This window comes from Olivibacter ginsenosidimutans, assembly GCF_039542865.1.
Lineage (GTDB): Bacteria > Bacteroidota > Bacteroidia > Sphingobacteriales > Sphingobacteriaceae > Olivibacter > Olivibacter ginsenosidimutans.
Window position 1 is genome coordinate 438,524 of the sequence record NZ_BAABIQ010000005.1, and the last position, 25,227, is coordinate 463,750.

The 25,227-nt window shown below is 38.8% G+C and carries 35 protein-coding genes and 1 tRNA gene; 31 read left to right on the plus strand and 5 right to left on the minus strand.

The window, feature by feature from the left end; all coding sequences use genetic code 11:
• Positions 1-40: 40 nt before the first annotated feature.
• Together ABD930_RS05400 and ABD930_RS05405 are read right to left on the minus strand one after the other, a co-directional pair.
• Positions 41-676, minus strand: a complete 636-nt coding sequence (locus tag ABD930_RS05400; RefSeq protein WP_345230682.1) for a TetR/AcrR family transcriptional regulator — start codon at positions 674-676, stop codon at positions 41-43.
• 95 nt (positions 677-771) lie between these two features.
• Positions 772-1,389, minus strand: coding sequence for a TetR/AcrR family transcriptional regulator (locus tag ABD930_RS05405; protein ID WP_345230683.1), 618 nt, complete (start codon positions 1,387-1,389; stop codon positions 772-774).
• Between the two features lie 303 nt (positions 1,390-1,692).
• On the opposite strand from ABD930_RS05405, the gene murB reads away from it, so the two are divergent.
• The 3 genes from murB to ABD930_RS05420 all read left to right on the plus strand — a co-directional run bounded on the left by murB (position 1,693) and on the right by ABD930_RS05420 (position 3,839).
• The gene (gene murB / locus ABD930_RS05410) at positions 1,693-2,709 is read left to right on the plus strand and encodes a UDP-N-acetylmuramate dehydrogenase (protein WP_345230684.1); all 1,017 of its coding nucleotides are present in this window, start codon (positions 1,693-1,695) and stop codon (positions 2,707-2,709) included.
• 182 nt (positions 2,710-2,891) lie between these two features.
• Entirely contained in the window at positions 2,892-3,434 is a 543-nt protein-coding gene (locus ABD930_RS05415) for an RNA polymerase sigma factor (RefSeq protein ID WP_345230685.1), read from the plus strand.
• 171 nt (positions 3,435-3,605) lie between these two features.
• On the plus strand, positions 3,606-3,839 hold the full coding sequence (locus ABD930_RS05420) for a cytochrome b5 domain-containing protein (RefSeq protein ID WP_345230686.1): 234 nt from the start codon (positions 3,606-3,608) through the stop codon (positions 3,837-3,839).
• Positions 3,840-3,873: 34 nt separating this feature from the next.
• Here the strand turns inward: ABD930_RS05420 and ABD930_RS05425 are convergent, their stop codons facing one another.
• Positions 3,874-4,788: a PfkB family carbohydrate kinase gene (locus ABD930_RS05425; protein WP_345230817.1), complete on the minus strand. Its 915-nt coding sequence runs from the start codon at positions 4,786-4,788 to the stop codon at positions 3,874-3,876.
• Between the two features lie 510 nt (positions 4,789-5,298).
• Positions 5,299-5,372, minus strand: a tRNA-Asn gene (locus ABD930_RS05430).
• A gap of 532 nt (positions 5,373-5,904) precedes the next feature.
• Between ABD930_RS05430 and ABD930_RS05435 the strand changes: the two genes are divergently transcribed.
• Positions 5,905-7,176, plus strand: a complete 1,272-nt coding sequence (locus ABD930_RS05435) for an NAD(P)/FAD-dependent oxidoreductase (protein ID WP_345230687.1) — start codon at positions 5,905-5,907, stop codon at positions 7,174-7,176.
• A gap of 45 nt (positions 7,177-7,221) precedes the next feature.
• On the opposite strand, the gene ABD930_RS05440 is transcribed toward ABD930_RS05435, so the two are convergent.
• Positions 7,222-8,688: a glycine--tRNA ligase gene (locus ABD930_RS05440; protein WP_425571099.1), complete on the minus strand. Its 1,467-nt coding sequence runs from the start codon at positions 8,686-8,688 to the stop codon at positions 7,222-7,224.
• Between the two features lie 251 nt (positions 8,689-8,939).
• On the opposite strand from ABD930_RS05440, the gene ABD930_RS05445 reads away from it, so the two are divergent.
• From ABD930_RS05445 to map, 27 genes are all read left to right on the plus strand, one after another.
• Positions 8,940-9,878 (plus strand): glycerophosphodiester phosphodiesterase family protein, encoded by a 939-nt coding sequence (locus ABD930_RS05445; protein ID WP_345230689.1) that lies wholly within the window; start codon positions 8,940-8,942, stop codon positions 9,876-9,878.
• A 231-nt stretch (positions 9,879-10,109) separates the two neighbouring features.
• Positions 10,110-10,697, plus strand: coding sequence for a hypothetical protein (locus ABD930_RS05450; protein WP_345230690.1), 588 nt, complete (start codon positions 10,110-10,112; stop codon positions 10,695-10,697).
• Positions 10,698-10,815: 118 nt separating this feature from the next.
• Entirely contained in the window at positions 10,816-11,628 is an 813-nt protein-coding gene (locus tag ABD930_RS05455) for an AraC family transcriptional regulator (RefSeq protein WP_345230691.1), read from the plus strand.
• 54 nt (positions 11,629-11,682) lie between these two features.
• Positions 11,683-12,807, plus strand: a complete 1,125-nt coding sequence (dnaN, locus tag ABD930_RS05460; RefSeq protein WP_345230692.1) for a DNA polymerase III subunit beta — start codon at positions 11,683-11,685, stop codon at positions 12,805-12,807.
• Positions 12,808-12,837: 30 nt separating this feature from the next.
• Entirely contained in the window at positions 12,838-13,500 is a 663-nt protein-coding gene (locus tag ABD930_RS05465; protein WP_345230693.1) for a DedA family protein, read from the plus strand.
• 193 nt (positions 13,501-13,693) lie between these two features.
• The gene (rplC, locus tag ABD930_RS05470) at positions 13,694-14,311 is read left to right on the plus strand and encodes a 50S ribosomal protein L3 (protein ID WP_345230694.1); all 618 of its coding nucleotides are present in this window, start codon (positions 13,694-13,696) and stop codon (positions 14,309-14,311) included.
• Positions 14,312-14,315: 4 nt separating this feature from the next.
• Positions 14,316-14,945, plus strand: a complete 630-nt coding sequence (rplD, locus tag ABD930_RS05475) for a 50S ribosomal protein L4 (protein ID WP_345230695.1) — start codon at positions 14,316-14,318, stop codon at positions 14,943-14,945.
• A 1-nt stretch (position 14,946) separates the two neighbouring features.
• Positions 14,947-15,237 carry a 50S ribosomal protein L23 gene (gene rplW / locus ABD930_RS05480; protein WP_345230697.1) on the plus strand — a complete coding sequence of 97 codons (291 nt, stop codon included), beginning with the start codon at positions 14,947-14,949 and terminating at the stop codon, positions 15,235-15,237.
• Positions 15,238-15,243: 6 nt separating this feature from the next.
• Positions 15,244-16,068 carry a 50S ribosomal protein L2 gene (gene rplB / locus ABD930_RS05485; RefSeq protein ID WP_345230699.1) on the plus strand — a complete coding sequence of 275 codons (825 nt, stop codon included), beginning with the start codon at positions 15,244-15,246 and terminating at the stop codon, positions 16,066-16,068.
• Positions 16,068-16,334, plus strand: a complete 267-nt coding sequence (rpsS, locus tag ABD930_RS05490; protein WP_002997495.1) for a 30S ribosomal protein S19 — start codon at positions 16,068-16,070, stop codon at positions 16,332-16,334. Before rplB ends, rpsS begins: the two co-directional genes overlap by 1 nt.
• A gap of 6 nt (positions 16,335-16,340) precedes the next feature.
• Positions 16,341-16,775 carry a 50S ribosomal protein L22 gene (rplV, locus tag ABD930_RS05495; protein WP_345230700.1) on the plus strand — a complete coding sequence of 145 codons (435 nt, stop codon included), beginning with the start codon at positions 16,341-16,343 and terminating at the stop codon, positions 16,773-16,775.
• A gap of 9 nt (positions 16,776-16,784) precedes the next feature.
• Complete coding sequence (gene rpsC / locus ABD930_RS05500; RefSeq protein WP_345230701.1) at positions 16,785-17,615, plus strand: 30S ribosomal protein S3; 831 nt, start codon at positions 16,785-16,787, stop codon at positions 17,613-17,615.
• Between the two features lie 57 nt (positions 17,616-17,672).
• A complete protein-coding gene (gene rplP / locus ABD930_RS05505; RefSeq protein ID WP_345230702.1) occupies positions 17,673-18,095 on the plus strand; it encodes a 50S ribosomal protein L16 in 423 nt (140 codons plus the stop codon).
• A gap of 161 nt (positions 18,096-18,256) precedes the next feature.
• Positions 18,257-18,487 (plus strand): 50S ribosomal protein L29, encoded by a 231-nt coding sequence (gene rpmC, locus ABD930_RS05510; RefSeq protein WP_345230703.1) that lies wholly within the window; start codon positions 18,257-18,259, stop codon positions 18,485-18,487.
• 12 nt (positions 18,488-18,499) lie between these two features.
• Entirely contained in the window at positions 18,500-18,754 is a 255-nt protein-coding gene (gene rpsQ, locus ABD930_RS05515; protein ID WP_013665010.1) for a 30S ribosomal protein S17, read from the plus strand.
• 1 nt (position 18,755) lies between these two features.
• Positions 18,756-19,124, plus strand: a complete 369-nt coding sequence (gene rplN, locus ABD930_RS05520) for a 50S ribosomal protein L14 (RefSeq protein ID WP_093328119.1) — start codon at positions 18,756-18,758, stop codon at positions 19,122-19,124.
• A 1-nt stretch (position 19,125) separates the two neighbouring features.
• A complete protein-coding gene (gene rplX / locus ABD930_RS05525; RefSeq protein ID WP_345230705.1) occupies positions 19,126-19,452 on the plus strand; it encodes a 50S ribosomal protein L24 in 327 nt (108 codons plus the stop codon).
• Complete coding sequence (gene rplE, locus ABD930_RS05530) at positions 19,452-20,018, plus strand: 50S ribosomal protein L5 (protein WP_345230706.1); 567 nt, start codon at positions 19,452-19,454, stop codon at positions 20,016-20,018. Before rplX ends, rplE begins: the two co-directional genes overlap by 1 nt.
• Entirely contained in the window at positions 20,011-20,280 is a 270-nt protein-coding gene (gene rpsN, locus ABD930_RS05535) for a 30S ribosomal protein S14 (RefSeq protein WP_013665014.1), read from the plus strand. The genes rplE and rpsN overlap by 8 nt, the downstream gene beginning before the upstream one ends.
• Before the next feature lie 157 nt (positions 20,281-20,437).
• Positions 20,438-20,836 carry a 30S ribosomal protein S8 gene (gene rpsH, locus ABD930_RS05540; protein WP_345230707.1) on the plus strand — a complete coding sequence of 133 codons (399 nt, stop codon included), beginning with the start codon at positions 20,438-20,440 and terminating at the stop codon, positions 20,834-20,836.
• An 18-nt stretch (positions 20,837-20,854) separates the two neighbouring features.
• Complete coding sequence (gene rplF, locus ABD930_RS05545; RefSeq protein WP_345230708.1) at positions 20,855-21,409, plus strand: 50S ribosomal protein L6; 555 nt, start codon at positions 20,855-20,857, stop codon at positions 21,407-21,409.
• Between the two features lie 5 nt (positions 21,410-21,414).
• Complete coding sequence (gene rplR / locus ABD930_RS05550; RefSeq protein WP_345230709.1) at positions 21,415-21,768, plus strand: 50S ribosomal protein L18; 354 nt, start codon at positions 21,415-21,417, stop codon at positions 21,766-21,768.
• A gap of 12 nt (positions 21,769-21,780) precedes the next feature.
• The gene (gene rpsE, locus ABD930_RS05555; RefSeq protein ID WP_345230710.1) at positions 21,781-22,299 is read left to right on the plus strand and encodes a 30S ribosomal protein S5; all 519 of its coding nucleotides are present in this window, start codon (positions 21,781-21,783) and stop codon (positions 22,297-22,299) included.
• 7 nt (positions 22,300-22,306) lie between these two features.
• The gene (gene rpmD / locus ABD930_RS05560) at positions 22,307-22,486 is read left to right on the plus strand and encodes a 50S ribosomal protein L30 (protein ID WP_335312599.1); all 180 of its coding nucleotides are present in this window, start codon (positions 22,307-22,309) and stop codon (positions 22,484-22,486) included.
• Positions 22,487-22,628: 142 nt separating this feature from the next.
• Positions 22,629-23,075: a 50S ribosomal protein L15 gene (gene rplO, locus ABD930_RS05565; RefSeq protein WP_345230711.1), complete on the plus strand. Its 447-nt coding sequence runs from the start codon at positions 22,629-22,631 to the stop codon at positions 23,073-23,075.
• Between the two features lie 4 nt (positions 23,076-23,079).
• Positions 23,080-24,420, plus strand: coding sequence for a preprotein translocase subunit SecY (gene secY, locus ABD930_RS05570; RefSeq protein ID WP_345230712.1), 1,341 nt, complete (start codon positions 23,080-23,082; stop codon positions 24,418-24,420).
• A 7-nt stretch (positions 24,421-24,427) separates the two neighbouring features.
• Positions 24,428-25,213: a type I methionyl aminopeptidase gene (map, locus tag ABD930_RS05575; RefSeq protein ID WP_345230713.1), complete on the plus strand. Its 786-nt coding sequence runs from the start codon at positions 24,428-24,430 to the stop codon at positions 25,211-25,213.
• Positions 25,214-25,227: the final 14 nt, after the last annotated feature.

Sequence of the window (25,227 nt, forward strand, 5' to 3'; positions counted from 1 at the left end):
ATACGTATGACGTTCTATACGCTTCCTTATGTTCCATTAACTACTTATGATGCCTTAATCCATTGATAAATATGGTGGTGGCTATTTTCTGTTTTTCAAAAATCTCTCTGAAAATGGAATTTTCAGGGATATCCTTATTTGCTATTTTGGCGATAGCAACCATCGCTATGCCTTTTAATATGGTAAAGTATATTTGAGACGTTTGTGTAACATCAAATGTTACAAGTTGGTTGTTGGCAATCGCTTTAGTAAAGGCTTGTTGGAGTGCTTCCAATTCCATTTCTTCAGCATATTTGCCTAATGTATTGATTTCAGCCATATTTAAGTTACTATCCGCATGTCCCATAGTGACATGCAATAAGTAATGCTTCTCAAAAAAATCTGTTTTGAGTTTAAGAAAACCGATTAGGGTATCCAAGATATGATCTGACTGATGAAGGATTTGATTAAGTGCTTCCTTCCCTTCAGTAATTAACTGCATAATTACACCAATCACTAAAGCGGTTTTATCAGGGAAATAATAATAAAGATTCGCTTTAGACACGGAGATGTCTTCAGCAATTTCGCTCATGGTTGTCTTGTTTATCCCAAAGTGCGAAAACCGCTTTAAAGCCACCTGTACAATCTGCTGCTTTTTTACTTCATTGGTTTCTATATTAATTTCTTTACTTTTCAACTATTATACTTTTTGACTTTTAATAAATTTTGGTCAAAAATAACGCGTAAGTATGTCAAAGACAAGCAAATAATTATGAAAAGATTAAAATGACATTATTCTGACTTTTGGTGTCGAAGACCATTTAGGAAAATTACGGCCAGTTTTTTTTGCATTTGAGAGATCTCATCAAATTCTTCTTTAGTAGGAATAAACATTGCTTTTTTGTCTTTTAGTACACAAAAACGCATACCTATCATTGCATTAAGGAAAATTTCTGCAATATGCGTAGGTTCTTCGATGTTCATTTCTTCATTTTTATTGGCTTTATTAAAAATATCAGCGATAATTTTTATTTCGAGATCTGCCGCCAGTTGAATAGCACGGGCCAATTCCGCTGGCATTTCGGTCATAGAATTTAAGCTTGGATCGAACAGGTTGTAATACTTCATAGCAAAAGCTAAACGCATATCAATAAGGTACAATACAGCATCTTCGCAATTGTCAATGCCTTGTAGTCCTACTTGAATTTTCGCAATCATTTTTTTTGCAATGTTCTCCAGTACTGCTGCAAAAAGGCTAATTTTGTCCGGAAAATAGTAATATAACAACGCTTTTGACAGGGATAGGTCTTTAGCAATTTCAGTCATGGTTGTTTTTGCAATACCAAAATGTGCAAAACGCTTCGTTGCCGTTTCTATAATCAGCGTTCGTTTTTTGTCGTGATTAACCATTTATCCAATTTTATTCCAACAGATCATGCTTAAAAATAGTTTATATTATACGTCCTTTCTATATACTTGCACATCCATGCAAGTTTGTCTAAGTTTGGGCCTCATTTTTAAGTATCTCATAAATATACGTAAAAATTGAAAATTTGAAAAAAAAAGTCAATGAATGGGATGGTAAACAAGTCTACGTAGTAGGAAGGGCAAATGGATAAAATAAACAAGCGAGAACTGGTCAGGAGCATCACTGTGAAAGAATAGGTATAAAGGCTCAGGTAAATGTTAGCATTCAAAAAGTAAACGCATCTGATGAAAATAGCACAACGGGTTTCATTAAAGGACTATAATACATTCGGTATAGAGGCAATTGCTCGGCAATTTGTTCAAATTCGGCAAGAACAGGATTTAGAAGAACTGTTTGCACAACAAGTATTTGAAAAGGAGCAATTGTTGTTTTTAGGCGGTGGCAGCAACATGCTTTTTGTCCATGATTATGAGGGTTTGGTCGTTCATATGAACATGCGCGGGATAACGCATGAAATAAAAGAGGATGGTGTAGTGGTTTTAGCGAAAGCTGGGGAATTATGGAATGACGTGGTTAATTATTGCGTAGCACATGGTTTTGGCGGAATTGAAAACCTGAGTCTAATTCCCGGGACAGCTGGTGCAGCACCTGTGCAGAATATTGGAGCATACGGTGTTGAGTTAAAGGATGTGTTCCAAAGTTGTAAGGCCTTTGATATAGCCAATGGGATCTTTACCACTTTTGATAAAAACGATTGTGCTTTTGGTTATCGGGAAAGCATTTTTAAAGGAAAGTATAAAGGGAGATATTTAATTACCGAAATAAACCTTTTATTATCTCGGCAGTCTGAAGTTAATACAAGATATGGAGCGATACAAGAAGAATTGGAACGAAGGAGAATTACATCTCCTACGATTAGAGATGTAGCTGAGGTTGTTTCCGCCATTCGGGTAGAAAAACTTCCAGACCCATCAACGATAGGTAACGCGGGTTCCTTTTTTAAGAATCCAATTGTATCAGTAGACACCTTTAATCGATTGGTGTCTAATTTTGTAGACATTGTATATTTTCCTTTTGGGCAGAATCAATTCAAGTTGGCAGCGGGATGGTTAATTGAAAAATGCGGTTGGAAGGGAAAGACCGTGGGGAATACTGGAACATGGAAGAATCAAGCCTTGGTTTTAGTGAATCATGGAAATTCCACTGGATTAGAGATTTATGAGTTGTCAGAAAAAATCATAGAGAGTGTCCAAGAACGATTTGGTATAACCTTGGAGCGGGAAGTAAATGTTATTGCTTAGTTAAACGAAAATTAACTATTCATTAAAAATTATTTTTTTTTGAAAGCTGTTAGCGGGTTTGGCTAGATAGTTGCATAGCTTTAATAGTGAATGTATTTTATAAATAATTAAGCTATTTAAAATGCGATTGTATTAAACTCGGTAACAAGGAAATGCCTTGTTTCCACAAACCCCTAAACAGTATGACAAAGCTAGAATTTAACACCATGGTAACAAAGCAATCGGACTCGTTGAAACTGTATGCCTTACATTTTACACATGATGACGAGGATGCAAATGATTTGGTTCAGGATACTGTGCTCAAGGCAATTACCTATTATGAGAAGTTTAAAGAAGGAACGAATTTAAAAGGGTGGCTATATACCATCATGAAAAATACCTTTATTAATAATTACCGTCGCTTTGTGAAAATAAGCTCTTTTGTTACCAAATCTGATGAAATTTCGTCCGCGAATTTATCGTATAGCGCTACCGGTAATAATGGAGAAAACAAATTTGTTATGGATGATATTAAACACGCCATGGCTAACTTATCGGATGATTATTATGTACCCTTTACCATGTATTTTGAAGGATATAAATATCATGAAATCGCAGATCACTTGGATATTCCAATCGGTACAGTAAAGACACGCATACACGTGGCTCGTAAAACACTAAAGAAATCATTGAAACCTTATCAATTAAGGTCAAAATCATATGCTTACGTAGCCGCTGCGATTTAAGGAAAAGAGAAGCGATATCAGTACGGAATCGGATAGTTTACAGCTATCCGATTTTTTTTAAATTTCTTTTTAGTTTAATTTTTATAAAAAAAACTAACTTCTGAAAGGTTTTAGCAAGGCGATAAGTCTAAACGGAAAGAATTCTCGCCAGGAATTTTTGCAATTGGAGTGATGGAAGTATATTATAGCTTACAACAATTAGCGCTAAGGAATGGCCAAGATAGAAATGAAATCTGGGTGGCCTACCAAGGGATCATTTATGATGTAACGACAAGTCGATTATGGCAGAAAGGGGTGCATTATGAGCATTGGGCTGGTCAAGACCTGACGCTGGAACTTGCAGATGCTCCTCATACTGCGGAAGTATTTAAGCGCTTTAAGACGGTTGGTTTATTACAAACCTAACCGTCGTACCTGATAGGGGTGCCTGTTGCTTGACTTATATAGTAAATGCGGTTAATTGACTGAATGATTCAATCCTTTCGTTGATTTCTTGTTTCGTCAAATTTTCCAGTCGCTCCGTACCAAACTTTTCTACACAGAATGAAGCGAGCGCAGAGCCATAAATTACAGCAGCTTTCATGGAGTCAAAATCGGTTGCGTTGACGTGGGCTAAATAACCAATAAATCCACCAGCAAAAGTATCACCCGCTCCTGTTGGGTCAAATACTTCTGCTAAAGGTAAGGCAGGAGCTGAAAAAATACGATTTTCACCAAACAGAAGGGCACCATGTTCCCCCTTTTTAATAATTAGGTATGATGGGCCTAATCGTAAAATAACTTCCGCCGCTTTGACTAATGAATATTGACCGGATAGTTGACGGGCCTCTTCGTCATTAATCGTCAATACATCCACTTGCTTAAGTATATTTTTTAAATCATCAAGTGCGATATCCATCCAAAAATTCATTGTATCCAGCACAACTAATTGAGGCCTTTTGTCTAACCGTTCAAGTGCTTTTAGCTGCACTTGCGGACTGAGATTTCCCAATAGGATATAATTAGCATCTTGGTATGATGGAGGAATGATCGGATCAAAGTCGGCCAAAACATTCAGCTCAGTAATCAGGGTGTCCCGGCTATTCATATCGTTGTGGTATTTGCCAGACCAAAAAAAAGATTTTTCTCCTTGCTTGATTTGAATACCAGTAATATCAATATGGTGTTTTGAAAATTTAGAAAGATTGTTTTCTCCGAAGTCTTCTCCTACCACGCCAATAATTTTTACTTGATCATAACAATATGATGCAGCGAGAGCAGCGTAACTGGCAGCACCGCCAACTATTTTATCGGTTTTACCAAAAGGTGTTTCCAAGGCATCAAAAGCAACCGAACCGAGAATGATTAAACTCATAATAATAGAAAGAAATAGTGTATTTAAGCAAATATGCGCCGCAAACATAGCTAAAAAGCGATGCATATGCAACAGGTCGAAACCCGTCCAATTTATAAGCTCTTTTGAGTTAACGTTATCCATTCTTATCCCTAACGTAATCCCAAAAAGTAAAAAGAAATCAAATAGAAAATAGAAAAATAGAATATAAATTCTCAATGTTATCGTTTTTTAACCGTAAACTCACCGTAAATTTACCGTATTATTTACGGTAAATTTACGGTGAGTTTATGATCTATTTACGATAGAAGTATATATTTTTTTATATTCTAAATAGTATTTTTCTAATTTTTTTATACCTTTTTTAGAGAAGACAGTTCGAGAATGGTTGGGAGTAGGGCAATTGCCGGTTGTGGTTATAAAATGAGGATCATGAAAGTTTCAAGGAGAAAATTTATGGTAATAACCAATTAATCAGGCTTTAATGCATAAAAAAAGCCTTTTCCAGTACTGGAAAAGGCTTTTAGTTCGCTCCTGAAGCTGGGCTCGAACCAGCGACCCTCTGATTAACAGTCAGATGCTCTAACCAGCTGAGCTATTCAGGAGTGTTTTCTGGTTATGTCAATTCTTCTAAATATTCTTTTTCCGAACTGCGATGCAAATATAGGCTAATGTTTTAAATTGTCAAATGATTTTTTGTTTTTTGTAGCACCTGCGATTGATTTTGGCAGTATATTTCTCATTTTCAGATGGAAAAATAGTTTTGAAAAATGCGCTTCTTATCCTCATTTCTTTCCGCATCTAACAACGCAATTACCACACGTTTCATAAACAATACAAAATGCGGATTGTTAGATAATGGGCAGTGAAAATGTCAAGGCACTGTTAAACGAATTCAGCGTGTTTATACTTAGTGTTTTTTGTACACTATTTTGCGAATTTAGTTTTATATTTGTCCGTACTTTAATAATGGAGAAGAATAATCAGGAAAGGTTGCGTAGGATTGTAAAAATTGTCACCTTTGCGCATCATTTTGGAGTCTTTTAAATTATTGTAATGAAATGCTCATTCGGCAATAAACTAAATAATGCCTTACGTGAATATTTCAATGGTCGTTAAAGAAAAACGTATATACTTATGAATATTGTTATAGTTGGTGGCGGTTTTGCAGGGATGAATTTAGCCAAACAACTGTCAAAAAACAAAAGCCTGAATATTACCTTGATAGATAAAAATAACTATCATTTTTTCCCTCCGTTAATTTATCAGGTAGCTACAGCTTTTATAGAAACATCTATTATTACGTATCCTTTTCGTAAGATGTTTAGTAAGGCGGCTAATTTCAGGTTTCATTATGGAGAATTGAAAGCTATCGATGTTTCCGAAAAAGTCGTGTCTACAAGTTCAGGAGAGGTGTCGTATGATTATTTAGTTTTGGCCATGGGCACGGAAACAAATTACTTTGGTATGGAAAACGTAGAAAAGTATGCTGTGCCTATGAAAACGATAGACGATGCCATTAATTTGAGGAATCACATTCTTCGCAATGGTGAACGTGCGGCACAGGGCCATAGCGATGCCGATCGTGAACGGTTTTCAACCATTGTCATATCAGGAGGCGGACCAACAGGTGTAGAATTGGCAGGAATGTTAGCCTATATGAACAAAAAGATATTAGCAAAGGAATATCCTGAGTTCTCTCCTAATGGTAGAATGCGAATTGTCTTGGTAGATATGGCACCTAGCCTGTTAGGGCCAATGAGTAAAAAATCACAACAAGAAGCCTATGAGGTTTTGCAGGATATGGGGGTAGAGGTGAAGTTGAACACAGGCGTGAAGGATTATGTTGATGGTAAGGTTATTTTTGCAGATGGATCTACCATTGCAACAGATACCTTAATCTGGTCGTCTGGAGTTATTGCAAAAGAAGCTCCTGGTTTACCAAAGGAATCTATTGGCAGAGGACGGCGAATTTTAGTGGATGCTTATAATAAAGTACAGGGAGTAGATGATGTGTTCGCTATCGGAGATATTTGTTTGCAAACCAGTGATACGGCATTCCCTAATGGTCATCCTCAATTAGCCCAGGTAGCCATACAACAAGGAAAATTATTAGCGAAAAATTTAGACAATATCCTAGAAAAGCGGCCGTTAGAAGCATTTAAATATAATGATAAAGGAAGTATGGCTATTATAACCAAGAACAAGGCTGTGGTTGATTTGCCTAAATTTACGTTTACGGGCTGGTTTGCATGGTTAACATGGTTATTTATTCATATTATACCTATTGCCGGCTTTAGAAATAAAATTAAACTGGTTACGGGTTGGTTTTGGTCATTTTTAACCAATAACCCAAGTCTACGTTTGATTATCAGACCTAATACTCAAGGAGATAATAAATCTGCGTAGGGTATAAAACAATAAAGGTTGGGTTTTCGACCCAACCTTTATTGTTTATAAGAGTTCTTTCAGCAGGGATTTCCAACCGACAATACCCTCAAGAAAGGAGGCTAAATCGTGAATGGCAATCCGCTCTTGTTCCATCGTATCGCGATGCCTTATCGTAACCGTATCGTCCTGTAAACTTTGATGATCTACGGTAATACAAATGGGGGTACCAACGGCATCTTGCCTACGATAACGTTTACCAATGGCATCCTTTTCTTCATAAATAAGGTTGTAATCCATTTTTAATAGCTGCATAACTTCTCTTGCTTTTTCAGGTAATCCATCTTTTTTAGTTAACGGAAATATGGCAGCTTTAATGGGGGCCAATACCGGATGAAGGCGAAGTACTGATCTGGAGTCCTGCTTTTCAGCTGTACTTAAATCTTCTTCTTCGTAAGCATTGCACAAGGTAGTCAAAAACATCCGGTCTAAGCCAATCGATGTCTCTATGACATATGGAATATAATTTTGATTTATTTCCGGATCAAAATATTGCATCTTCTTTCCTGAGAATTGCTGATGCTGGCTTAAATCAAAATCCGTTCTCGAATGAATACCTTCAACTTCTTTGAAACCAAACGGAAATTCATATTCAATATCAACGGCAGCATTGGCATAATGCGCTAATTTCACATGATCATGGTACCGGTATTTTGCTGGATCGGGTTTCAGTGCTAAGTGCCATTTTAAACGCGTCTCTTTCCACCGCTTATACCATTCTAATTCGGTGCCAGGTCGAACAAAAAATTGCATTTCCATTTGCTCAAACTCGCGCATACGCATAATAAATTGTCGGGCTATGACCTCATTTCGGAAAGCTTTGCCAATTTGCGCGATACCAAAAGGAATTTTCATACGACCTGTTTTCTGCACATTCAGGAAATTAACAAAAATACCTTGAGCGGTTTCTGGGCGTAAGTAAACTTCTTCCGATCCGTCGGCCATTGCACCCATCTGCGTGCTAAACATCAGGTTAAACTGTCGGACTTCTGTCCAGTTTTTGGTGCCAGAAATGGGGCAGACAATATCGTGCTCTTCAATAATTAGCTTTAAGCGACCTAGATCATCCGCATTAAGCGCATCATCTAAAGCAGTTTGTAGTTTAGATGCTTTATCGGTTTTACCATCTTTTTCGTAACGTGCTATTTTATCTTCTATTAACTGGTCAGCTCTGTAACGTTTTTTTGAGTCCTTATTGTCGATCATCGGATCATTGAAGCCATCTACATGTCCGGAAGCTTTCCATATCTTAGGATGCATAAATATAGCGGAATCAATGCCAACAATATTTTCATGGAGTTGTACCATGGCTTTCCACCAGTAGGTTTTAATGTTGTTTTTTAATTCTGCACCTAATTGGCCGTAATCATAAACGGCACTCAAGCCATCGTAAATTTCACTTGAAGGAAAAACAAAACCATATTCCTTCGCATGCGCTATAACATTTTTAAAAAGTTCGTCGTTGGTTTTCATCAAAAAAATTATTGTATTGTTGTAAACGTTCTATCCACTAGCAGCAGATAACAGGCAGGACAAACCTAATATAAAATTCTTACATTTTTTGCTTATTATGGCAAAATCAGCAGATGGCTAACTACTGTTTACATGAATGAACATTGTTGTCGGGATACCGATCACGTCAAAAGTATAAAACTGTTTTGGTTTACCGTTGGTTTACCTAGCTTTGTAGCATAGAATAATGTTCATGATCCATATTCTTTTCTATGAATAGATTCTTTTATGTTGGTTTATTGGTACTGTCGTGTATGGTTTGCAGCTGCTCTCCAAAGGCAGCGAACAGTGACGATCTTGAAACCCCCGCTAGTTTAGCACTAAAAACGGTAGATGATCTCTATACATTTTTAACCTACCGTGAACGTCGAGTGCCTCTCATCAGCGCACATAGGGGTGGCCCAGAACCAGGTTATCCGGAAAATGCTATTGAAACTTTTCAGCATAGTATCAAGCAACAACCGTTAATTATAGAATGTGACATTGCTTTAACGAAAGATTCGGCCTTGGTTATGATGCACGACGACCAATTGGATCGGACGACATCTGGGAAGGGCTTGTTAAAACACTATACATTAGCTGAATTGAAACAATTGATGTTAAAAGATAATGATGGAAAACAAACGGCATATCGCATACCTACCTTAGACGAAGTTTTAAAGTGGGGAAAGGATAAGGTGATTTTTACATTGGATGTGAAGCGAGGCGTTCCCATGGAGAAAGTTGTTGAAGCCGTTAAACGAAATGATGCGGCTGCCTATGTCATTATGATTACCTATAATGCTACACAAGCTTTAGAAGTACATCAGTTGGCTCCTGATTTGATGATTTCAGCAAGCATACAAAAATGGGATGATTTTTTGCGGCTCAATGACTATGGTATACCTGATAATCGATTAGTTGCTTTTGTAGGGGTAAGTGAACCTAAGCCCTTACTTTATAAACAGCTTCATGAGCATGGTATTATGTGTATCTTGGGTACTATGGGTAACTTGGACAACAGGGCCAAAGCAAAGGGAGATAAATTATATTATCAGTTGATTGAAAGGGGTGCAGATATACTTTCTACAGATCGGCACCGTGAGGCGGGAGTCCAATTGATGCGTTATACGAAGGATCATCAATGCTATTCACCTTATTTAATTCCTTAGAAAAATAAAAATATAACGAGAAGTATTATCGTTTTTAGGTGAACTTCCATATGGTCACAAATTTAATAAGCCTCTTAGTTAATCATTGAAATAGTGTTTCGGAAAATCTGTGTTTTTTATTGCATTAACCCAATAGTTATTAACCGTTTCATCGCTTTACTGAACATTATGGCATACTTTATGTTACTTAGGTAAGAGTAATTAACAAATTAATAATTAACATTGAAACTTATGAAACGTGTATTTTTATTTTCAGCATTAGTATTAGGTAGTTTTTTTGGCTTAAAGGCCCAAAATGTAGATGTCAATAAACCACAGCTGTCAGAGGATGTGGGCTTAACACCAATCAAAAAGGGAAACTGGATGGTTGGTGGAAGTCTGGGCTCCATGGGATACAGTTTTGAAGGTAAATCTTTCAATATTAATGTCAATCCGCAAGCCGGTTATTTTGTGTCTGATGGAGTAGCCATAGGTTTGTCTCTTAAAGGAGGCTACCAATCAGAGAAAGATAAAAAAGATTTATGGACTTATGGAATTGCACCGTTTGTTCGTTACTTTTTCCCTGAGGGTTCTTCTTCAACAGGACGTTTCTTCGGACAGGGAAAAGTGGGGATTGCTGGCGCAAGTGGGGGGAGTGATGTAACCTTTGCTGCTGGTTTAGGCCTTGGGTATGCACATTTTATTACGCGCAGTGTTGCATTGGAAGCCATGGTTGGTTATGATTATTCTAAGGCTGCAACTGCAAGTGCTTCTGCTCAAAATGGTTTAGGCTTTAGCCTTGGTTTCCAGATTTATTTACCTGGACAGGGCAATAAATAATTTTTAGTATAGCAGTATTAGAAAATCAGCGAGATACGGAAAACCATCCGTATCTCGCTTTTTATTTTATTTCAATTCATTCCGAAAAATGCATAAATCTGTATCTTTACATGCAGGTATGACAACTGAAAAATATTATATTGTTGATGTAGATAGAAAGGAAGATACTATTTATTGTTACCACAATCAAATGGGTGAGAAATTCATCCCTAGCCATCGCCATAAAAAAGGACAGTTTTTATATACAGAGGGAGGAATCGTATTCGTTAAAACAAAGGAGAAGTCTTATTTTTTACCCGCGAGGCACTATATGTGGATTGCACCAGAAATAGAACACAGTATTCATCCCAGTTCTCCTGAAGTGATTATGCGCAATCTTTATTTTCCTATTGCGACAAAAGATGATGCCTTTTATTATCATACGAGCATTCACCCTGTGAACGATTTGCTTTTGGAATTGATGTTGTTTACGACGCGTTGGACAGGACATATTGCACCAGAAGATAAAGCTGCTTATCCAGTGGTTGAGGCCATTAAAGTTCTCCTTCCTCAAATTAGTAATTTTTCCCTACCCTTGGCATTGCCGCTTGCTAAAGATCAACGATTAAAACAATTAATTGCTCATGTAGAAAACAATTTAGGTAATGATTTTTTGTTTAATGATCTAGCAATTGATTTTGGATTCAGTCCGCGTTCACTTTCCCGCTTGTTTCAAAAAGACTTAGGTATGTCCTTCGTACAATACCTAACAGCCTTACGGATGTTGAAGTCTCTACAGCTATTGCTAGAGAAATCATTGACCGTAAATGAAGTGGCCGCGCAAGTAGGTTACAGTAGTTTACCTACGTTTAGCAATACCTTTTATAAAATGATTGGTATTCGGCCAAGTGAGTATATTAAAATGAATACCATACGCCATCATAAAGCATAAATTTTTTAACTTTCTCCATTCTTTTTATTATCATTGCGGTTATATTTGACAGATATGAGATTCATAGTTTCAACTTCAACTTTACTTAAGCAATTACAAGCCGTAAATGGTGCTTCCAGCAGCAGTACCGTATTGCCGATTTTAGAGAATTTTTTGTTTGAGATAAAAGATAATTTACTGACGATTTCTGCTACTGATCTGCAAACAAGCATGATTACTTCTTTGCAGGTAGAGTCAAAAGAAGATGGTAAGGTTGCCGTTCCCGCTAAGATCTTAATAGAAACGTTAAAAACATTACCTGATCAACCCATTGCATTTTCCGTAGATATACAAACGTATGCTATAGAAATAAGCGCAGGGGATGGAAAATATAAGCTGAGTGGTGAAAATGCGGAGGATTTTCCTAAAATTCCTGTTGTAGAAAACCCTTCTACGGTACACATTCCAGCATCTGTTTTATCAGAGGCTATCAATAAAACTATTTTTGCGGTAAGCAATGACGAACTTAGGCCAGCGATGACCGGCGTACTTTGCCAATTAACACCTCAAAATACTACTTTTGTTTCTACGGATGCACATAAATTAGTGCGCTATCGTAGGGCTGATGTAAAGTCTGAAAGCGCAGCTTCGATGATTTTGCCAAAGAAAGCATTAACGTTGCTTAAAAGTTCCTTACCGTCTGAAGACGTGGATGTGGCCGTAGAATACAATAATACCAGTGCTTTTTTCAAGTTTGGTAATATTCATTTGATTTGTCGACTAATTGATGAGCGCTACCCTGATTACGAGGCGGTTATCCCACAGGTAAATCCAAATAAATTAACGATTGACCGTGTATTGTTGTTGAATTCCCTAAGAAGGGTAGTCATTTTTGCCAATAAAACAACACATCAAGTCCGTTTGAAAATTACTGGTAGCGAATTACATATCTCTTCGGAAGACTTAGATTTTGCCAATGAAGCACATGAACGCTTAAGTTGTCAATATGAAGGAGAGGATACAGAAATTGGTTTCAATGCAAAATTCTTGATTGAAATGTTAAGCAACTTGGAATGTGAAGAAGTAGTGCTTGAGATGAGTACACCGAATAGAGCTGGTCTTTTACTTCCGGCGATAGCAGAAGAGCACGAAAATATCTTGATGTTGGTAATGCCCGTTATGCTAAATAATCAAGGATAAAATTAGCCGTATTCAATAGACGACAAGCCTGTGGAAGTAATCACGACGATCATTGATTTTATCTTACACATTGATAAGCATCTGGTAGATATTGTTAATACCTATCAAGCGTGGACTTATCTTATTTTATTTTTAATCATTTTTGCGGAAACAGGCTTGGTAGTTACCCCTTTCTTACCGGGAGATTCTCTTTTATTTGCTGCGGGTGCTATAGTGGCTAAGCCAGACACAGATCTTAATATTGTGCTGCTATGTGGGCTACTTATCTTAGCTGCCGTTTTGGGTGATTTGGTTAACTATCATGTCGGGAAATATATTGGTCCGGTAGCCTTTAGCGGGAAGTATAGGTTGCTTAAAAAAGAATATTTAGAAAAAACGCAACGTTTTTATCTAAAACATGGTGGCAAGACCATAATATATGCTCGATTTGTTCCGATTGTCCGAACATTTGCTCCTTTTGTCGCTGGTGTTGGTACCATGAGCTATTCGAAGTTTGCGTCATTCAATATTATCGGCGGCTGTTTGTGGGTCGCTGCCTTTCTGTTTTTGGGGTATTATGTTGGCGGTAGACCTATCATCAAGGATAATTTTACCTACGTCATCTTTGCTATTATTTTACTTTCCCTTTTACCCCCTTTATTCGAGATGATCAGAGGAAAAAGCGGTCAAAAAAAGGTGGATAAGCCTGATTAAGCCATAACGCTTTCGATGTAAAGAAGAATTACAGGGCGAGAAGTGTTACCTACATCATTAAAATAAAAAAAAATAATCCGCTAAGTATTTGATAGTTAAAGGAAGTTTTCTATCTTTGCCCTCCCTTTGTGGGATTACTATGTCTTGAGCGAAGCCCTACTGCTTCGATGGACAACAACAGAAATTAAATAAAATGTCAGGAATTATTGGAAAAAAAGTAGGAATGACCAGCATTTTTGACGCTGAGGGAAAGAATATTCCCTGTACAGTGATTGAAGCTGGCCCGTGCGTGGTAACGCAGATACGCACGGAAGAGAATGACGGTTACGCAGCAATCCAGCTGGCTTTCGACGAAAAGAAAGAAAAGAACACAACCGCATCATTGAAAGGGCATTTTGCGAAAGCAAAAACAACGCCTAAGCGTAAGTTGGTAGAATTTGAGGTTTTCCCTGAAGAAAAGAACCTTGGAGATGTCGTTACTGTTGATATTTTTGCCGAAGGCGATTATATCGATGTGGTAGGTACTTCTAAAGGTAAAGGTTTCCAGGGCGTTGTGAAACGTCACGGTTTCGGTGGTGTTGGTGGCCAGACCCATGGTCAGCACAACCGTATGCGTGCACCGGGTTCATTAGGTGCTTCATCTTGGCCTTCTCGTGTATTCAAAGGTACGCGTATGGCTGGCCGCACAGGTGGCGACCGCGTTAAGGTTCAAAACTTACAAGTGTTGAAAGTGTATCCAGAGCAGAATTTGCTAGTCGTTAGCGGTTCGGTTCCCGGAGCAAAGGGTTCTTACGTAATCGTAGACAAATAAGAAGATGGAAGTACAAGTTTTAAACATTTCAGGTAAAGAAACAGGTGCCAAGGTGCAACTTCCTGAAGCGGTATTCGGTGTAACGCCTAACGATCACGCAATTTATTTAGATGTAAAGCAGTACTTGGCTAACCAACGTCAAGGTACACATAAATCTAAACAACGTAATGAGATTGCCGGTTCTACCCGCAAATTACACAAACAAAAAGGTACTGGTGGAGCCCGTGCTGGTAGTATTAAATCACCTTTGTTTAATGGTGGTGGTCGTGTTTTTGGTCCTCAACCTCGTGACTACAGTTTTAAATTGAACAAAAAGTTAAAAGCTTTAGCACGTAAATCAGCTTTAAGTTACAAAGCGCAAGAAAATAATATCGTTGTTTTGGATGAAGTGAATTTCGATTCTATCAAAACTAAAAACTACGTAAAGCTTGTGAACGACTTAAATGTAGCGGACGAGAAGACGTTATTAGTTTTACCGGCGTTGAACAAAAATGTTTATTTATCAAGCAGAAATCTGAAGAAAGCAAAAGTGGTTACAGCATCAGACATCAATACATATGATGTATTAAATGCTACCAAACTTTTGTTAACAACGGAGACTGTTAAAACATTGGAGGAGGCATTTGCCAAGTAACATGGAAATTTTAAACAAACCCGTATTGACGGAAAAAGCAGCGATTTTAACAGAGAAGTCAAATCGTTATGCATTTAAAGTGGATCACAGAGCCAATAAAATACAAATTAAGGCTGCAGTTGAGCAGATGTTCGGCGTTAATGTTGAATCGGTAAATACCATGGTTGTTTGTGGAAAGACAAAAAGTCGTTATACAAAAGCTGGAAATATTACTGGTCGTGCTCCTAAATATAAGAAGGCCATCATTACATTGAAAGATGGTGAAACTATTGACTTTTACAGTACTATATAATTAGAAATGGCAGTTAAAAGATTCAAACCGGTTACTCCAGGTACTCGCTTTAGAGTGGGGGCCGACTATAGTGATGTTACAACCAATGTGCCTGAAAAGTCATTAGTTGTAAAAATCAAGAAGTCTGGAGGTAGAAATAATACCGGTAAAATGACTATGCGTTATCTCGGTGGGGGACATAAAAAAGCATACCGATTGATAGATTTTAAACGCGATAAAAAAGATATCCCCGCGAAAGTAGCTACTATCGAATACGATCCCAATCGTACGGCTCGTATTGCATTATTGCATTATGTAGATGGTGAAAAACGTTATATCATTGCGCCAGAAGGTTTACAAGTTGGTCAGACCATTATTGCTGGCGAGCAAGTAGCTCCTGAGGTAGGAAATACGTTACCATTAAAGAATATTCCGCTTGGTTCGATCATTCATAATATTGAATTGAATCCAGGGCAGGGTGGTTCAATCGCACGTAGTGCAGGCACCTATGCGCAACTTTCAGCCCGTGATGGTAAATATGCGATTATTAAATTACCTTCTAGCGAAACCAGAATGATTTTAGCAACCTGTGTTGCTACCATTGGTGCGGTTTCAAATGCTGAAAAAGCTAACCAAGTGTTAGGTAAAGCAGGTAGAAAACGTTGGTTAGGTCGTCGTCCTCGCGTTCGTGGTGTCGCTATGAACCCGGTAGATCACCCAATGGGTGGTGGTGAAGGTAGGGCATCCGGAGGTCATCCGCGCTCGCGCAAAGGGTTATTAGCTAAAGGCTTCAAAACCCGTTATAAGAAGAAAACATCGAATCGTTACATCATTGAGAGAAGGAAAAAATAATGGCTCGTTCAATTAAAAAAGGTCCTTATATCGATCATAACTTAGAGAGAAAAGTTCTTTCTATGAATGAAACCAACAAGAAATCAGTAATTAAAACTTGGTCACGTAGATCCATGATTTCCCCTGATTTCGTTGGTCATACCTTCGCAGTTCATAACGGAAATAAATTCATTCCGGTGTATGTAACCGAGAACATGGTTGGCCATAAGTTAGGAGAGTTTGCTCCAACCAGAACATTTAGAGGTCACGCTGAAAAGAAAAAATAATAGGCAATGGAAGCAACAAATAACGTAAAGAAGAAAAAATCTGTACTGATAAGAGAAAGAAAAGAGCAGGCACAGAAGGGTGGTGCTTCTACTGCCAAATTATTGAACTGCCCTACGTCTCCACGTAAGATGCGTTTAGTAGTCGATCTTATCAGAGGTGAAAAAGTAGAGAAAGCATTGTATATTCTAAAATATACAAATAAAGAGGCCGCTGGTAGAGTTGAGAAATTATTATTATCAGCGATTAAAAACTGGGAAGCCAAAAATGAAGATAAGCGTGTTGAAGACAGTGAGCTCTATGTAAAAGAGATATCTGTTGGAGGCGGCCGTCAATTAAAAAGATTAAGACCTGCACCGCAAGGCCGTGGATACAGAATTCGCAAGCGTTCTAACCACGTAACCCTTGTTGTTGACAGCAAAACTACTGAACCACAAAACTAATTAGGAGAAATGGGACAAAAAGCACATCCAATAGGTAACAGATTAGGAATCATCAAAGGTTGGGATTCTAACTGGTTCGGTGGCAACAACTACTCCGATAAATTAGTTGAAGACGAGAAGATCAGAAAATATCTTTCTGTTCGTATCGCTAAAGGTGGCGTAGCTAAAGTTGTTATCGAGCGTACATTAAAGCGTCTTACCGTGACGATTCATACTGCTCGGCCAGGTATTGTCATCGGTAAAGGCGGACAGGAAGTTGATAAGATTAAAGAAGAGCTTAAAAAGCTTACCAAGAAAGATGTTCAAATTAACATCTTCGAAATCAAGCGTCCAGAGTTAGATGCACAATTAGTTGCTGATGGCGTAGCCAAGCAATTAGAAGCGCGTATATCTTTCCGTCGTGCGATGAAAACAACCATTGCATCGACTATGCGTATGGGTGCAGAAGGGATTAAGATTATGTGTTCTGGCCGCTTAGGTGGAGCCGAAATGGCTCGTACCGAACAGTATAAAGAAGGCAGAATCCCGTTGCATACCTTCCGTGCGGATATCGATTATGCATTGGCTGAAGCCCACACTACATATGGTAAAATAGGGGTTAAAGTGTGGATTTGTAAGGGGGAGGTTTATGGCAAGCGTGATCTTTCTCCAAATGTGGGCCAAGGAAATGTAAAAGGTAGAGGGGGTGAAGGGCCAAGTAACTTTGGTGGAGGTGACCGTAACCGAGGTGGAAATGACCGTCGTGGTGGTGGTAGAAATGACCGCCGTGGTAGCGCAGGAGATCGCCGTGGAGGCCGCACCGGAAATCGTGGTGGCGCACCAGCTAGGGGTAAGAACTAAAATTAGGTATCATGAAAGTACTGTCCGTTGGGCAGTTTGTTTAATCATATTAATACAATGTTACAGCCAAAAAGAACGAAGTTCAGAAAGATGCAGAAAGGCCGCATGAAGGGTAATGCCGGACGCGGTGCTGAGTTAGCTTTCGGATCTTTCGGAATAAAATCATTAGAGCCGGCATGGATTACCAGCCGCCAGATTGAAGCGGCTCGTATTGCGGTAACCCGTTATATGAAACGTGAAGGTCAAGTTTGGATCCGTATTTTCCCAGACAAACCGGTTACGAAAAAGCCTGCAGAGGTTCGTATGGGTAAGGGTAAGGGTGCTCCCGAATACTGGGTTGCAGTTGTACGTCCAGGTCGTATGTTATTTGAAGCAGAAGGCGTTCCTTTAGCCGTTGCTAAAGAGGCATTGCGCTTAGCTGCACAAAAGCTTCCGGTACAAACCAAGTTCGTTATACGTAGGGATTACGTAGAAGCATAAATCGTCTAGCCCGCCATTTGTTGGCGGGCCTGCCGTTACCAGGCCCGTGTAATTGGCCCATAAAGCCATAAAACAGATTGGTTAATAGACACAACAACAAATAAGAAGGTGGAACAATCCCTATAAAGGTTGGATCCATTACTGTAAAACGAATTATTCAAATGAAAAATTCAGAAATCTTAGAATTGTCAAAAGAGGAACTCGTAGCTCGTATCGCAGAAGAAAAGGCTGCCCTCAACAAGTTGAAATTTGCTCATGCTGTTTCTGCTATAGAAAATCCGCTTCGGATTAAAACATCTAGAAAATTAATTGCTCGTTTAAATACAGCACTTTCTGCCCTAAAAAATGCAGAAGCTAAACAAGCACAGGAAGCAGCCGCTGAAGCACAATAATTTAAGTCGAAAATGGAAAGAAATTTAAGAAAAACAAGAATCGGCTTGGTAGTAAGCAATAAAATGGATAAATCCATTGTAGTGGCTGTTGAACGTAAGGTAAAACACCCTATTTATGGTAAATTCGTTAAAAAAACTACCAAATTTAAGGCTCATGACGAACAAAACACCTGCGGTATCGGCGATACGGTGTTAATTATGGAAACTCGTCCGCTGAGTAAAACTAAAAATTGGAGATTAGTTGAAATTTTAGAAAGGGCTAAGTAACATGGTACAACAGGAATCAAGACTAACAGTGGCCGACAACAGTGGAGCTAAAGAGGTTTTAGTGATCCGTGTGTTAGGCGGTACCGGTAAGCGTTATGCATCATTAGGCGACAAGATTGTTGTAACCGTTAAAAGTGCGATCCCTTCCGGAAATATCAAAAAAGGAACAGTTTCAAAAGCTGTTGTTGTTCGAACAAAAAAAGAAGTACGTCGCAAAGACGGGTCTTATATCCGTTTTGACGACAATGCGGCTGTATTGTTAAATAATCAGGATGAACCACGTGGTACACGTATCTTTGGCCCGGTTGCCAGAGAGCTTCGTGAAAAACAGTTCATGAAAATTGTATCATTAGCACCGGAGGTTTTATAACATGGGAAAGATTAAATTAAAAATCCGTAAAGGCGATTTGGTACAGGTGATTGCCGGTGATTCTAAAGGAACACAAGGTAAGGTTTTAGAAGTAATCGTTGATAAGAATCGTGCGGTTGTTGAAGGTGCTAACTTAGTATCTAAACACACAAAACCTAATGCAGCCAACCCTAACGGTGGTATTATTAAAAAGGAAGCACCAATTCACATTTCTAACTTAGCGCTCATCGACCCTAAGACGGGTAAAACAACTCGCGTAGGTCGTCAGAAAAATAGCGATGGCAAGTTAGTTCGTGTGGCTAAAAAATCAGGGGAGGAAATTAAGTAATGGCTTACGTACCAAGATTAAAAAGTAAATACAACGAAGAGATTCGTAGCGCACTGAAAGAGAAATTTCAGTATAAAAGTGTGATGCAAGTGCCTAAGTTGGTGAAAATTTCAGTTAATCAGGGTGTTGGTGGTGCAACCACAGACAAGAAGTTAATTGAAACAGCTATCAACGAAATGACTATTATTACAGGTCAGCAGGCTATTGCAGCAAAATCTAAGAAAGATATTTCAAATTTTAAGTTACGTAAAGGCATGCCTGTTGGCGTTCATGTAACCTTGCGTGATAGTAAAATGTATGAATTTTTAGATCGTTTAATAGCAATCGCATTACCGCGGATCCGCGATTTTAAAGGTGTCAACGATAAAGGTTTCGATGGCCGTGGTAATTATACCTTAGGTGTAACGGAACAGATTATCTTCCCAGAAATAAATATTGATAAGATCAGTAAAATTATGGGTATGGATATTACCTTTGTAACTTCGGCTCAAACAGATGTTGAAGCCTTAGAGTTGCTTAAACAATTCGGTTTACCATTTAAAAATCAAAATACAACTAATGGCTAAAGAAGGAATTAAAGCACGTGAAGTTAAACGTGCCAGACTGGTTGCCAAATACGCTGAGAAGCGTGCTGCTCTAAAAGCAGAAGGTGATTATGCAGCATTAGATAAATTACCTAAGAACGCATCTCCTGTTCGTTTGCATAACCGTTGCAAATTAACGGGACGTCCTAAAGGATATATGCGTCAGTTTGGTATTTCGCGGGTTACCTTCCGTGAAATGGCTTTAGCTGGCAAGATTCCGGGAGTGAAGAAAGCTTCTTGGTAGTTTAAGCGGAAAGCCTAAAGCCAAAAGCTGAAAGCTTTCTGTTTTGCATATTCGCGTGAGCTCTTGCTTTACGCTTTGTGCTTTATAGCTCGAATATTAACCGATAGCAGGTCTGGGGCCATGGAGGCCATGGAAACCACTATCAAATTTATATCAAATGAATACAGATACAATAGCAGATTACCTTACACGAGTAAGGAATGCCATTAAGGCCAACCACAGGGTTGTTGAAATTCCTGCATCGAACCTAAAAAAAGAAATTACGAAGGTTCTTTTTGACAAAGGTTACATTGCGAACTATAAGTTTGAGGATAAAGATGTTCAAGGTACTATTAAAATTGCTTTGAAATACCATCCAATAACGAAAGTTCCTGCTATTCGCACATTGACCCGTGTGAGTAAACCAGGTTTGAGAAAGTATGCAGGTGTTGAAACCATGCCGCGTGTTTTAAATGGATTAGGTATAGCAATCTTATCCACTTCTAAAGGAGTGATGACAGATAAGGAAGCGAAGAACCTAAACATTGGTGGCGAAGTTTTATGTTACGTTTATTAATCAGGAGGAAAACACACCATGTCAAGAATTGGAAAAGCACCGATTGCCATCCCTGCTGGGGTTACTGTAACGGTTTCTGACAAGAATTTAGTTACGGTTAAAGGGCCTAAAGGTGAATTAACACAGCAAGTAGATACGGCCATAACCGTTGCTCAAGAAAACGGCAACATCGTAGTAAAACGCCCCACAGATAACAAGAACCATAAGTCATTACATGGTTTGTACCGGGCGTTAATCAATAATATGGTTGTTGGCGTTACAGAAGGATATAAGACAACTCAGGAATTAGTTGGGGTAGGTTACCGCGCCACCCATCAAGGAAGTACGTTGGATCTTGTTTTAGGTTATTCTCACCATATTGTGATGGTACTGCCTAAAGAAGTTAAAGTAACCACAACTTCCGAAAAGGGAAAAAATCCTACGATCACATTAGAATCAATAGACAAGCAATTGATCGGTCAAGTAGCGGCTAAGATCCGTTCGTTACGTGCACCTGAACCATATAAAGGTAAAGGTATCAAGTTTGCTGGGGAAGTATTAAGAAGAAAAGCAGGTAAATCAGCTAAAAAATAATCATCATGGCAGGAAGTAAATTATCTCGCAGAGAGCGAATTAAAAAAGGAATCAGAAAGCATTTATCCGGTTCTGCAGAGCGTCCTCGTCTTTCTGTATATAGAAGCAATAAAGGCATCTATGCACAGGTTATCGATGATGTTACGGGTAAGACCCTTGCTTCTGCATCCTCTTTATCTAAAGATTTTAGTGCTACAGGTACTAAAGTTGAGCAGTCTAAAGCAGTAGGCAAGTTACTTGCTGAAAAGGCTAAAGCAGCAGGAATTAACCAAGTAGTTTTTGACCGTAATGGATATTTGTACCACGGCCGTGTAAAATCATTGGCGGATGGTGCGCGTGAAGGCGGTTTAGACTTTTAATTAAACAGAGAGATGGCAGTAAATAATATAAAAAGAGTAAAATCAAGTGAAATTGAATTAAAAGATCGCTTGGTTAGTATTCAACGCGTTGCTAAAGTTACTAAGGGTGGTCGTACCTTCAGTTTTTCAGCTATTGTTGTAGTAGGAGACGAAAATGGAGTGGTTGGTTATGGTTTAGGTAAAGCTAAGGAAGTAACCGAGGCTATTGCTAAAGGTGTTGATGATGCAAAGAAGAACTTGGTAAAGGTTCCAGTAATCAAAGGTACCGTTCCGCATGCGCAGTTGGGAAAATTTTCTGGCGGTTCTGTTTTAATTAAGCCAGCCGTCCACGGTACAGGAGTATTGGCAGGTGGTGCCATGCGTGCAGTTTTGGAAAGCGCCGGCATCACGGATGTATTGGCTAAATCAACTGGATCTTCAAACCCACACAATGTGGTTAAGGCAACTATCGATGCGTTAACGAAAATGCGTGATGCTTACACTGTTGCCCAAAACCGTGGTGTTGATTTGAATAAAGTATTTAATGGATAAGCACATTATGGCGAAGATAAAAATCACACAGATTAAAAGCGTAATCGACAGAAGCGAGCGCCAAAAGAAAACCATGCAGGCTCTTGGTTTAACTAAAATCAATAAGTCTGTAGAAGTTGAGGCTACACCGGCAATTATCGGGATGGTTAGAAAAGTGAACCATTTAGTTGCTGTAGAGAGTTTATAGTTTGAAATTATTTTTATAGCTTGTCATCCCTTTTGCCTCACTGCTTAAGGGATGTCCATTGTTTTATCGAAATAATTTTAATTTTTTAATCGTTCTCCCTGATTAGTGAAAGCGAAGGGGAACATAACCAAGAGTTTATATCATGAACTTATCAAATCTTAAACCTGCTGCAGGTTCAGTTAAAAGTAAAAAGCGTATTGGCCGTGGAACTGGTTCTGGCCGTGGTGGTACTTCAACTCGCGGACATAAAGGTGCTGGCTCACGTTCAGGAACCAGTACAAAAATAGGTTTTGAGGGTGGGCAAATGCCACTTCAAAGACGTCTCCCTAAAGTTGGGTTTAAAAATCCTAATCGTGTAGAATACGTTGGGATCAATTTAGATGTATTGCAAAGTTTGGCAGAAAAACATCAATTGACGACTATTGATTTCGACGCTTTAAGAGCTCATGGCTTAGTTTCTAAAAAAGATGTGGTAAAAATATTAGGCCGCGGTGAACTGAAATCAAAATTAGAAGTTAAAGCACATGCATTCTCTGCTACTGCCCAAAAACAAATTGAGGCAGCAGGCGGATCGATCGTAAAACTTTAATTAAATGAAGAAGCTAATCACAACCTTAACCAATATCTGGAAGATTGAGGATTTGAGAACGCGTATCTTGAATACGCTTCTATTTCTCTTGATTTACCGGGTGGGTTCGCATATCGTATTACCTGGCGTAAATCCAAATGCGCTTCATCAGGAAGCAAAGGAAGGCCTATTAGGCTTGCTGAATATGTTTGCGGGCGGCTCGTTTTCCAGATCAGCTATATTTGCATTGGGAGTAATGCCTTATATCTCTGCATCTATTGTGGTGCAGCTTTTAGGTATTGCGATCCCTTATTTTCAAAAATTACAGAAAGAAGGGGAAAGCGGCAGAAAAAAAATGACGCAAATTACCCGTTATTTGACATTAGCAATTACACTTGTTCAAGCCGTTGCTTATTTAAGGTCGCAGATTAGTCCGGATGTTAGATTACCATCGTTGGGGGAGCCTTATTTTACCATTTTGGGCACGTTCATCCTTACTGCTGGGACTATGTTTGTAATGTGGTTAGGTGAAAAAATTACCGATAAAGGTATCGGTAACGGTATTTCTTTAATCATCATGGTTGGGATTATCGCTCAGTTGCCTAGTGGTATGTTGAGTGAATGGGCTTCCAGAATGGACGGACATGGGGGGCTGATTCCTTTTATTATTGAGGTGGCAGCCTTGTTCTTTGTCGTGATCTTTACCATTCTTATCGTTCAAGGTGTGCGGAAGATACCGGTTCAGTACGCGAAAAAAATCGTTGGTAACAAACAATATGGAGGGGTACGGCAGTATATTCCATTAAAGGTAAATTCTGCAGGTGTAATGCCGATCATTTTTGCACAGGCTATTATGTTTGTTCCTACAACGTTGGCCCAATTCTTTCCGAATCTTCAATCCTCTTTTTTAACCTCGTTGAGTAATTTTACCTCAGTAGCCTATAATGTAACTTTCGCTATCTTAATTATTGCATTTACGTTTTTCTATACGGCTATCATGGTTAACCCTCAGCAAATGGCAGATGATATGAAAAAGAACGGAGGCTTTATACCCGGTGTGAAACCTGGCTTTGCTACAAGCGGATATATTGATAATGTAATCTCTAAAATTACGCTTCCTGGCTCCGTTTTCTTAGCTATTATCGCGATATTGCCAGCCATTGCAAGTTTGTTGGGCGTGAACAGTCAATTTGCTCATTTTTATGGGGGGACTTCTCTATTAATTTTGGTGGGTGTAGTGTTAGATACCTTGCAGCAAATTGAAAGTCATTTATTGATGCGTCATTATGATGGTCTAATGAAGACTGGCCGCGTTAAAGGGCGCACGGCCTCCATACCAAGCGGGGTAGCCGATCCAACAATATAAGGATAGCATGTCGAAATTGATTTATAAGTCAGAGGAAGAAATCGCTCAAATTCGCAAAAGTGCTGACGTTCTATCCAGAACTTTAGCCGAGATAGCGAAGGCTATTAAACCAGGAGTAAAAACCATCGCTTTAGATAAATTAGCGTTTACCTTTATCCAGGATAATGGGGGTACTCCTGCGTTCCTTAACTATAATGGATTTCCTTATTCTTTATGCATTTCTGTAAACGATCAAATTGTTCATGGTTTTCCGGGTGACTATACATTAAAAGAAGGCGATATCATCAGTGTAGATGGAGGAGTTGTTTTAAATGGTTTTATAAGTGATTCCGCGTATACATTTGCTGTTGGAGAAATCGCTCCGGAGGTAGAGCAACTCTTGCGGATTACTAAAGAAAGCCTAGATAAAGGTGTTGAACAGGCCGTTGTTGGCAGACGGGTTGGGGATATTTCTTATGCAGTACAAGAGCACGTGCGGCCTTTTGGATATGGAATTGTGAAGGAGTTGGTTGGACACGGTGTTGGCATTAACTTGCATGAGAAACCAGAAGTACCAAATTACGGGCATCGTGGGAAAGGGACCAAATTGGAGCGTGGTATGGTCATTGCGATTGAGCCCATGATTAATTTAGGAAAGGCAGGCGTTCGATTTTGGGAAGACGGTTGGACCGTAAGTACTATTGATGCGCAACCTTCTGCTCACTTTGAACATACGGTGGCTATTAATAAAGGTATACCTGATGTTTTAACGACATTTTCTTATATCGAAGAAGTTTTAAATAAAAAAGGTTGATAATCAGTATTTTT

What these genes read in the sequence shown, in the direction of transcription:
- ABD930_RS05405 (WP_345230683.1), bottom strand. Translation starts at nt 1,389, where the DNA reads ATGGTTAATCACGACAAAAAACGAACGCTGATTATAGAAACGGCAACG.
- murB (WP_345230684.1), top strand. Translation starts at nt 1,693, where the DNA reads ATGAAAATAGCACAACGGGTTTCATTAAAGGACTATAATACATTCGGT.
- ABD930_RS05415 (WP_345230685.1), top strand. Translation starts at nt 2,892, where the DNA reads ATGACAAAGCTAGAATTTAACACCATGGTAACAAAGCAATCGGACTCG.
- ABD930_RS05420 (WP_345230686.1), top strand. Translation starts at nt 3,606, where the DNA reads ATGGAAGTATATTATAGCTTACAACAATTAGCGCTAAGGAATGGCCAA.
- ABD930_RS05425 (WP_345230817.1), bottom strand. Translation starts at nt 4,788, where the DNA reads ATGAGTTTAATCATTCTCGGTTCGGTTGCTTTTGATGCCTTGGAAACA.
- ABD930_RS05435 (WP_345230687.1), top strand. Translation starts at nt 5,905, where the DNA reads ATGAATATTGTTATAGTTGGTGGCGGTTTTGCAGGGATGAATTTAGCC.
- ABD930_RS05440 (WP_425571099.1), bottom strand. Translation starts at nt 8,688, where the DNA reads ATGAAAACCAACGACGAACTTTTTAAAAATGTTATAGCGCATGCGAAG.
- ABD930_RS05445 (WP_345230689.1), top strand. Translation starts at nt 8,940, where the DNA reads ATGAATAGATTCTTTTATGTTGGTTTATTGGTACTGTCGTGTATGGTT.
- ABD930_RS05450 (WP_345230690.1), top strand. Translation starts at nt 10,110, where the DNA reads ATGAAACGTGTATTTTTATTTTCAGCATTAGTATTAGGTAGTTTTTTT.
- ABD930_RS05455 (WP_345230691.1), top strand. Translation starts at nt 10,816, where the DNA reads ATGACAACTGAAAAATATTATATTGTTGATGTAGATAGAAAGGAAGAT.
- dnaN (WP_345230692.1), top strand. Translation starts at nt 11,683, where the DNA reads ATGAGATTCATAGTTTCAACTTCAACTTTACTTAAGCAATTACAAGCC.
- rplC (WP_345230694.1), top strand. Translation starts at nt 13,694, where the DNA reads ATGTCAGGAATTATTGGAAAAAAAGTAGGAATGACCAGCATTTTTGAC.
- rplD (WP_345230695.1), top strand. Translation starts at nt 14,316, where the DNA reads ATGGAAGTACAAGTTTTAAACATTTCAGGTAAAGAAACAGGTGCCAAG.
- rplW (WP_345230697.1), top strand. Translation starts at nt 14,947, where the DNA reads ATGGAAATTTTAAACAAACCCGTATTGACGGAAAAAGCAGCGATTTTA.
- rplB (WP_345230699.1), top strand. Translation starts at nt 15,244, where the DNA reads ATGGCAGTTAAAAGATTCAAACCGGTTACTCCAGGTACTCGCTTTAGA.
- rpsS (WP_002997495.1), top strand. Translation starts at nt 16,068, where the DNA reads ATGGCTCGTTCAATTAAAAAAGGTCCTTATATCGATCATAACTTAGAG.
- rplV (WP_345230700.1), top strand. Translation starts at nt 16,341, where the DNA reads ATGGAAGCAACAAATAACGTAAAGAAGAAAAAATCTGTACTGATAAGA.
- rpsC (WP_345230701.1), top strand. Translation starts at nt 16,785, where the DNA reads ATGGGACAAAAAGCACATCCAATAGGTAACAGATTAGGAATCATCAAA.
- rplP (WP_345230702.1), top strand. Translation starts at nt 17,673, where the DNA reads ATGTTACAGCCAAAAAGAACGAAGTTCAGAAAGATGCAGAAAGGCCGC.
- rpmC (WP_345230703.1), top strand. Translation starts at nt 18,257, where the DNA reads ATGAAAAATTCAGAAATCTTAGAATTGTCAAAAGAGGAACTCGTAGCT.
- rpsQ (WP_013665010.1), top strand. Translation starts at nt 18,500, where the DNA reads ATGGAAAGAAATTTAAGAAAAACAAGAATCGGCTTGGTAGTAAGCAAT.
- rplN (WP_093328119.1), top strand. Translation starts at nt 18,756, where the DNA reads ATGGTACAACAGGAATCAAGACTAACAGTGGCCGACAACAGTGGAGCT.
- rplX (WP_345230705.1), top strand. Translation starts at nt 19,126, where the DNA reads ATGGGAAAGATTAAATTAAAAATCCGTAAAGGCGATTTGGTACAGGTG.
- rplE (WP_345230706.1), top strand. Translation starts at nt 19,452, where the DNA reads ATGGCTTACGTACCAAGATTAAAAAGTAAATACAACGAAGAGATTCGT.
- rpsN (WP_013665014.1), top strand. Translation starts at nt 20,011, where the DNA reads ATGGCTAAAGAAGGAATTAAAGCACGTGAAGTTAAACGTGCCAGACTG.
- rpsH (WP_345230707.1), top strand. Translation starts at nt 20,438, where the DNA reads ATGAATACAGATACAATAGCAGATTACCTTACACGAGTAAGGAATGCC.
- rplF (WP_345230708.1), top strand. Translation starts at nt 20,855, where the DNA reads ATGTCAAGAATTGGAAAAGCACCGATTGCCATCCCTGCTGGGGTTACT.
- rplR (WP_345230709.1), top strand. Translation starts at nt 21,415, where the DNA reads ATGGCAGGAAGTAAATTATCTCGCAGAGAGCGAATTAAAAAAGGAATC.
- rpsE (WP_345230710.1), top strand. Translation starts at nt 21,781, where the DNA reads ATGGCAGTAAATAATATAAAAAGAGTAAAATCAAGTGAAATTGAATTA.
- rpmD (WP_335312599.1), top strand. Translation starts at nt 22,307, where the DNA reads ATGGCGAAGATAAAAATCACACAGATTAAAAGCGTAATCGACAGAAGC.
- rplO (WP_345230711.1), top strand. Translation starts at nt 22,629, where the DNA reads ATGAACTTATCAAATCTTAAACCTGCTGCAGGTTCAGTTAAAAGTAAA.
- secY (WP_345230712.1), top strand. Translation starts at nt 23,080, where the DNA reads ATGAAGAAGCTAATCACAACCTTAACCAATATCTGGAAGATTGAGGAT.
- map (WP_345230713.1), top strand. Translation starts at nt 24,428, where the DNA reads ATGTCGAAATTGATTTATAAGTCAGAGGAAGAAATCGCTCAAATTCGC.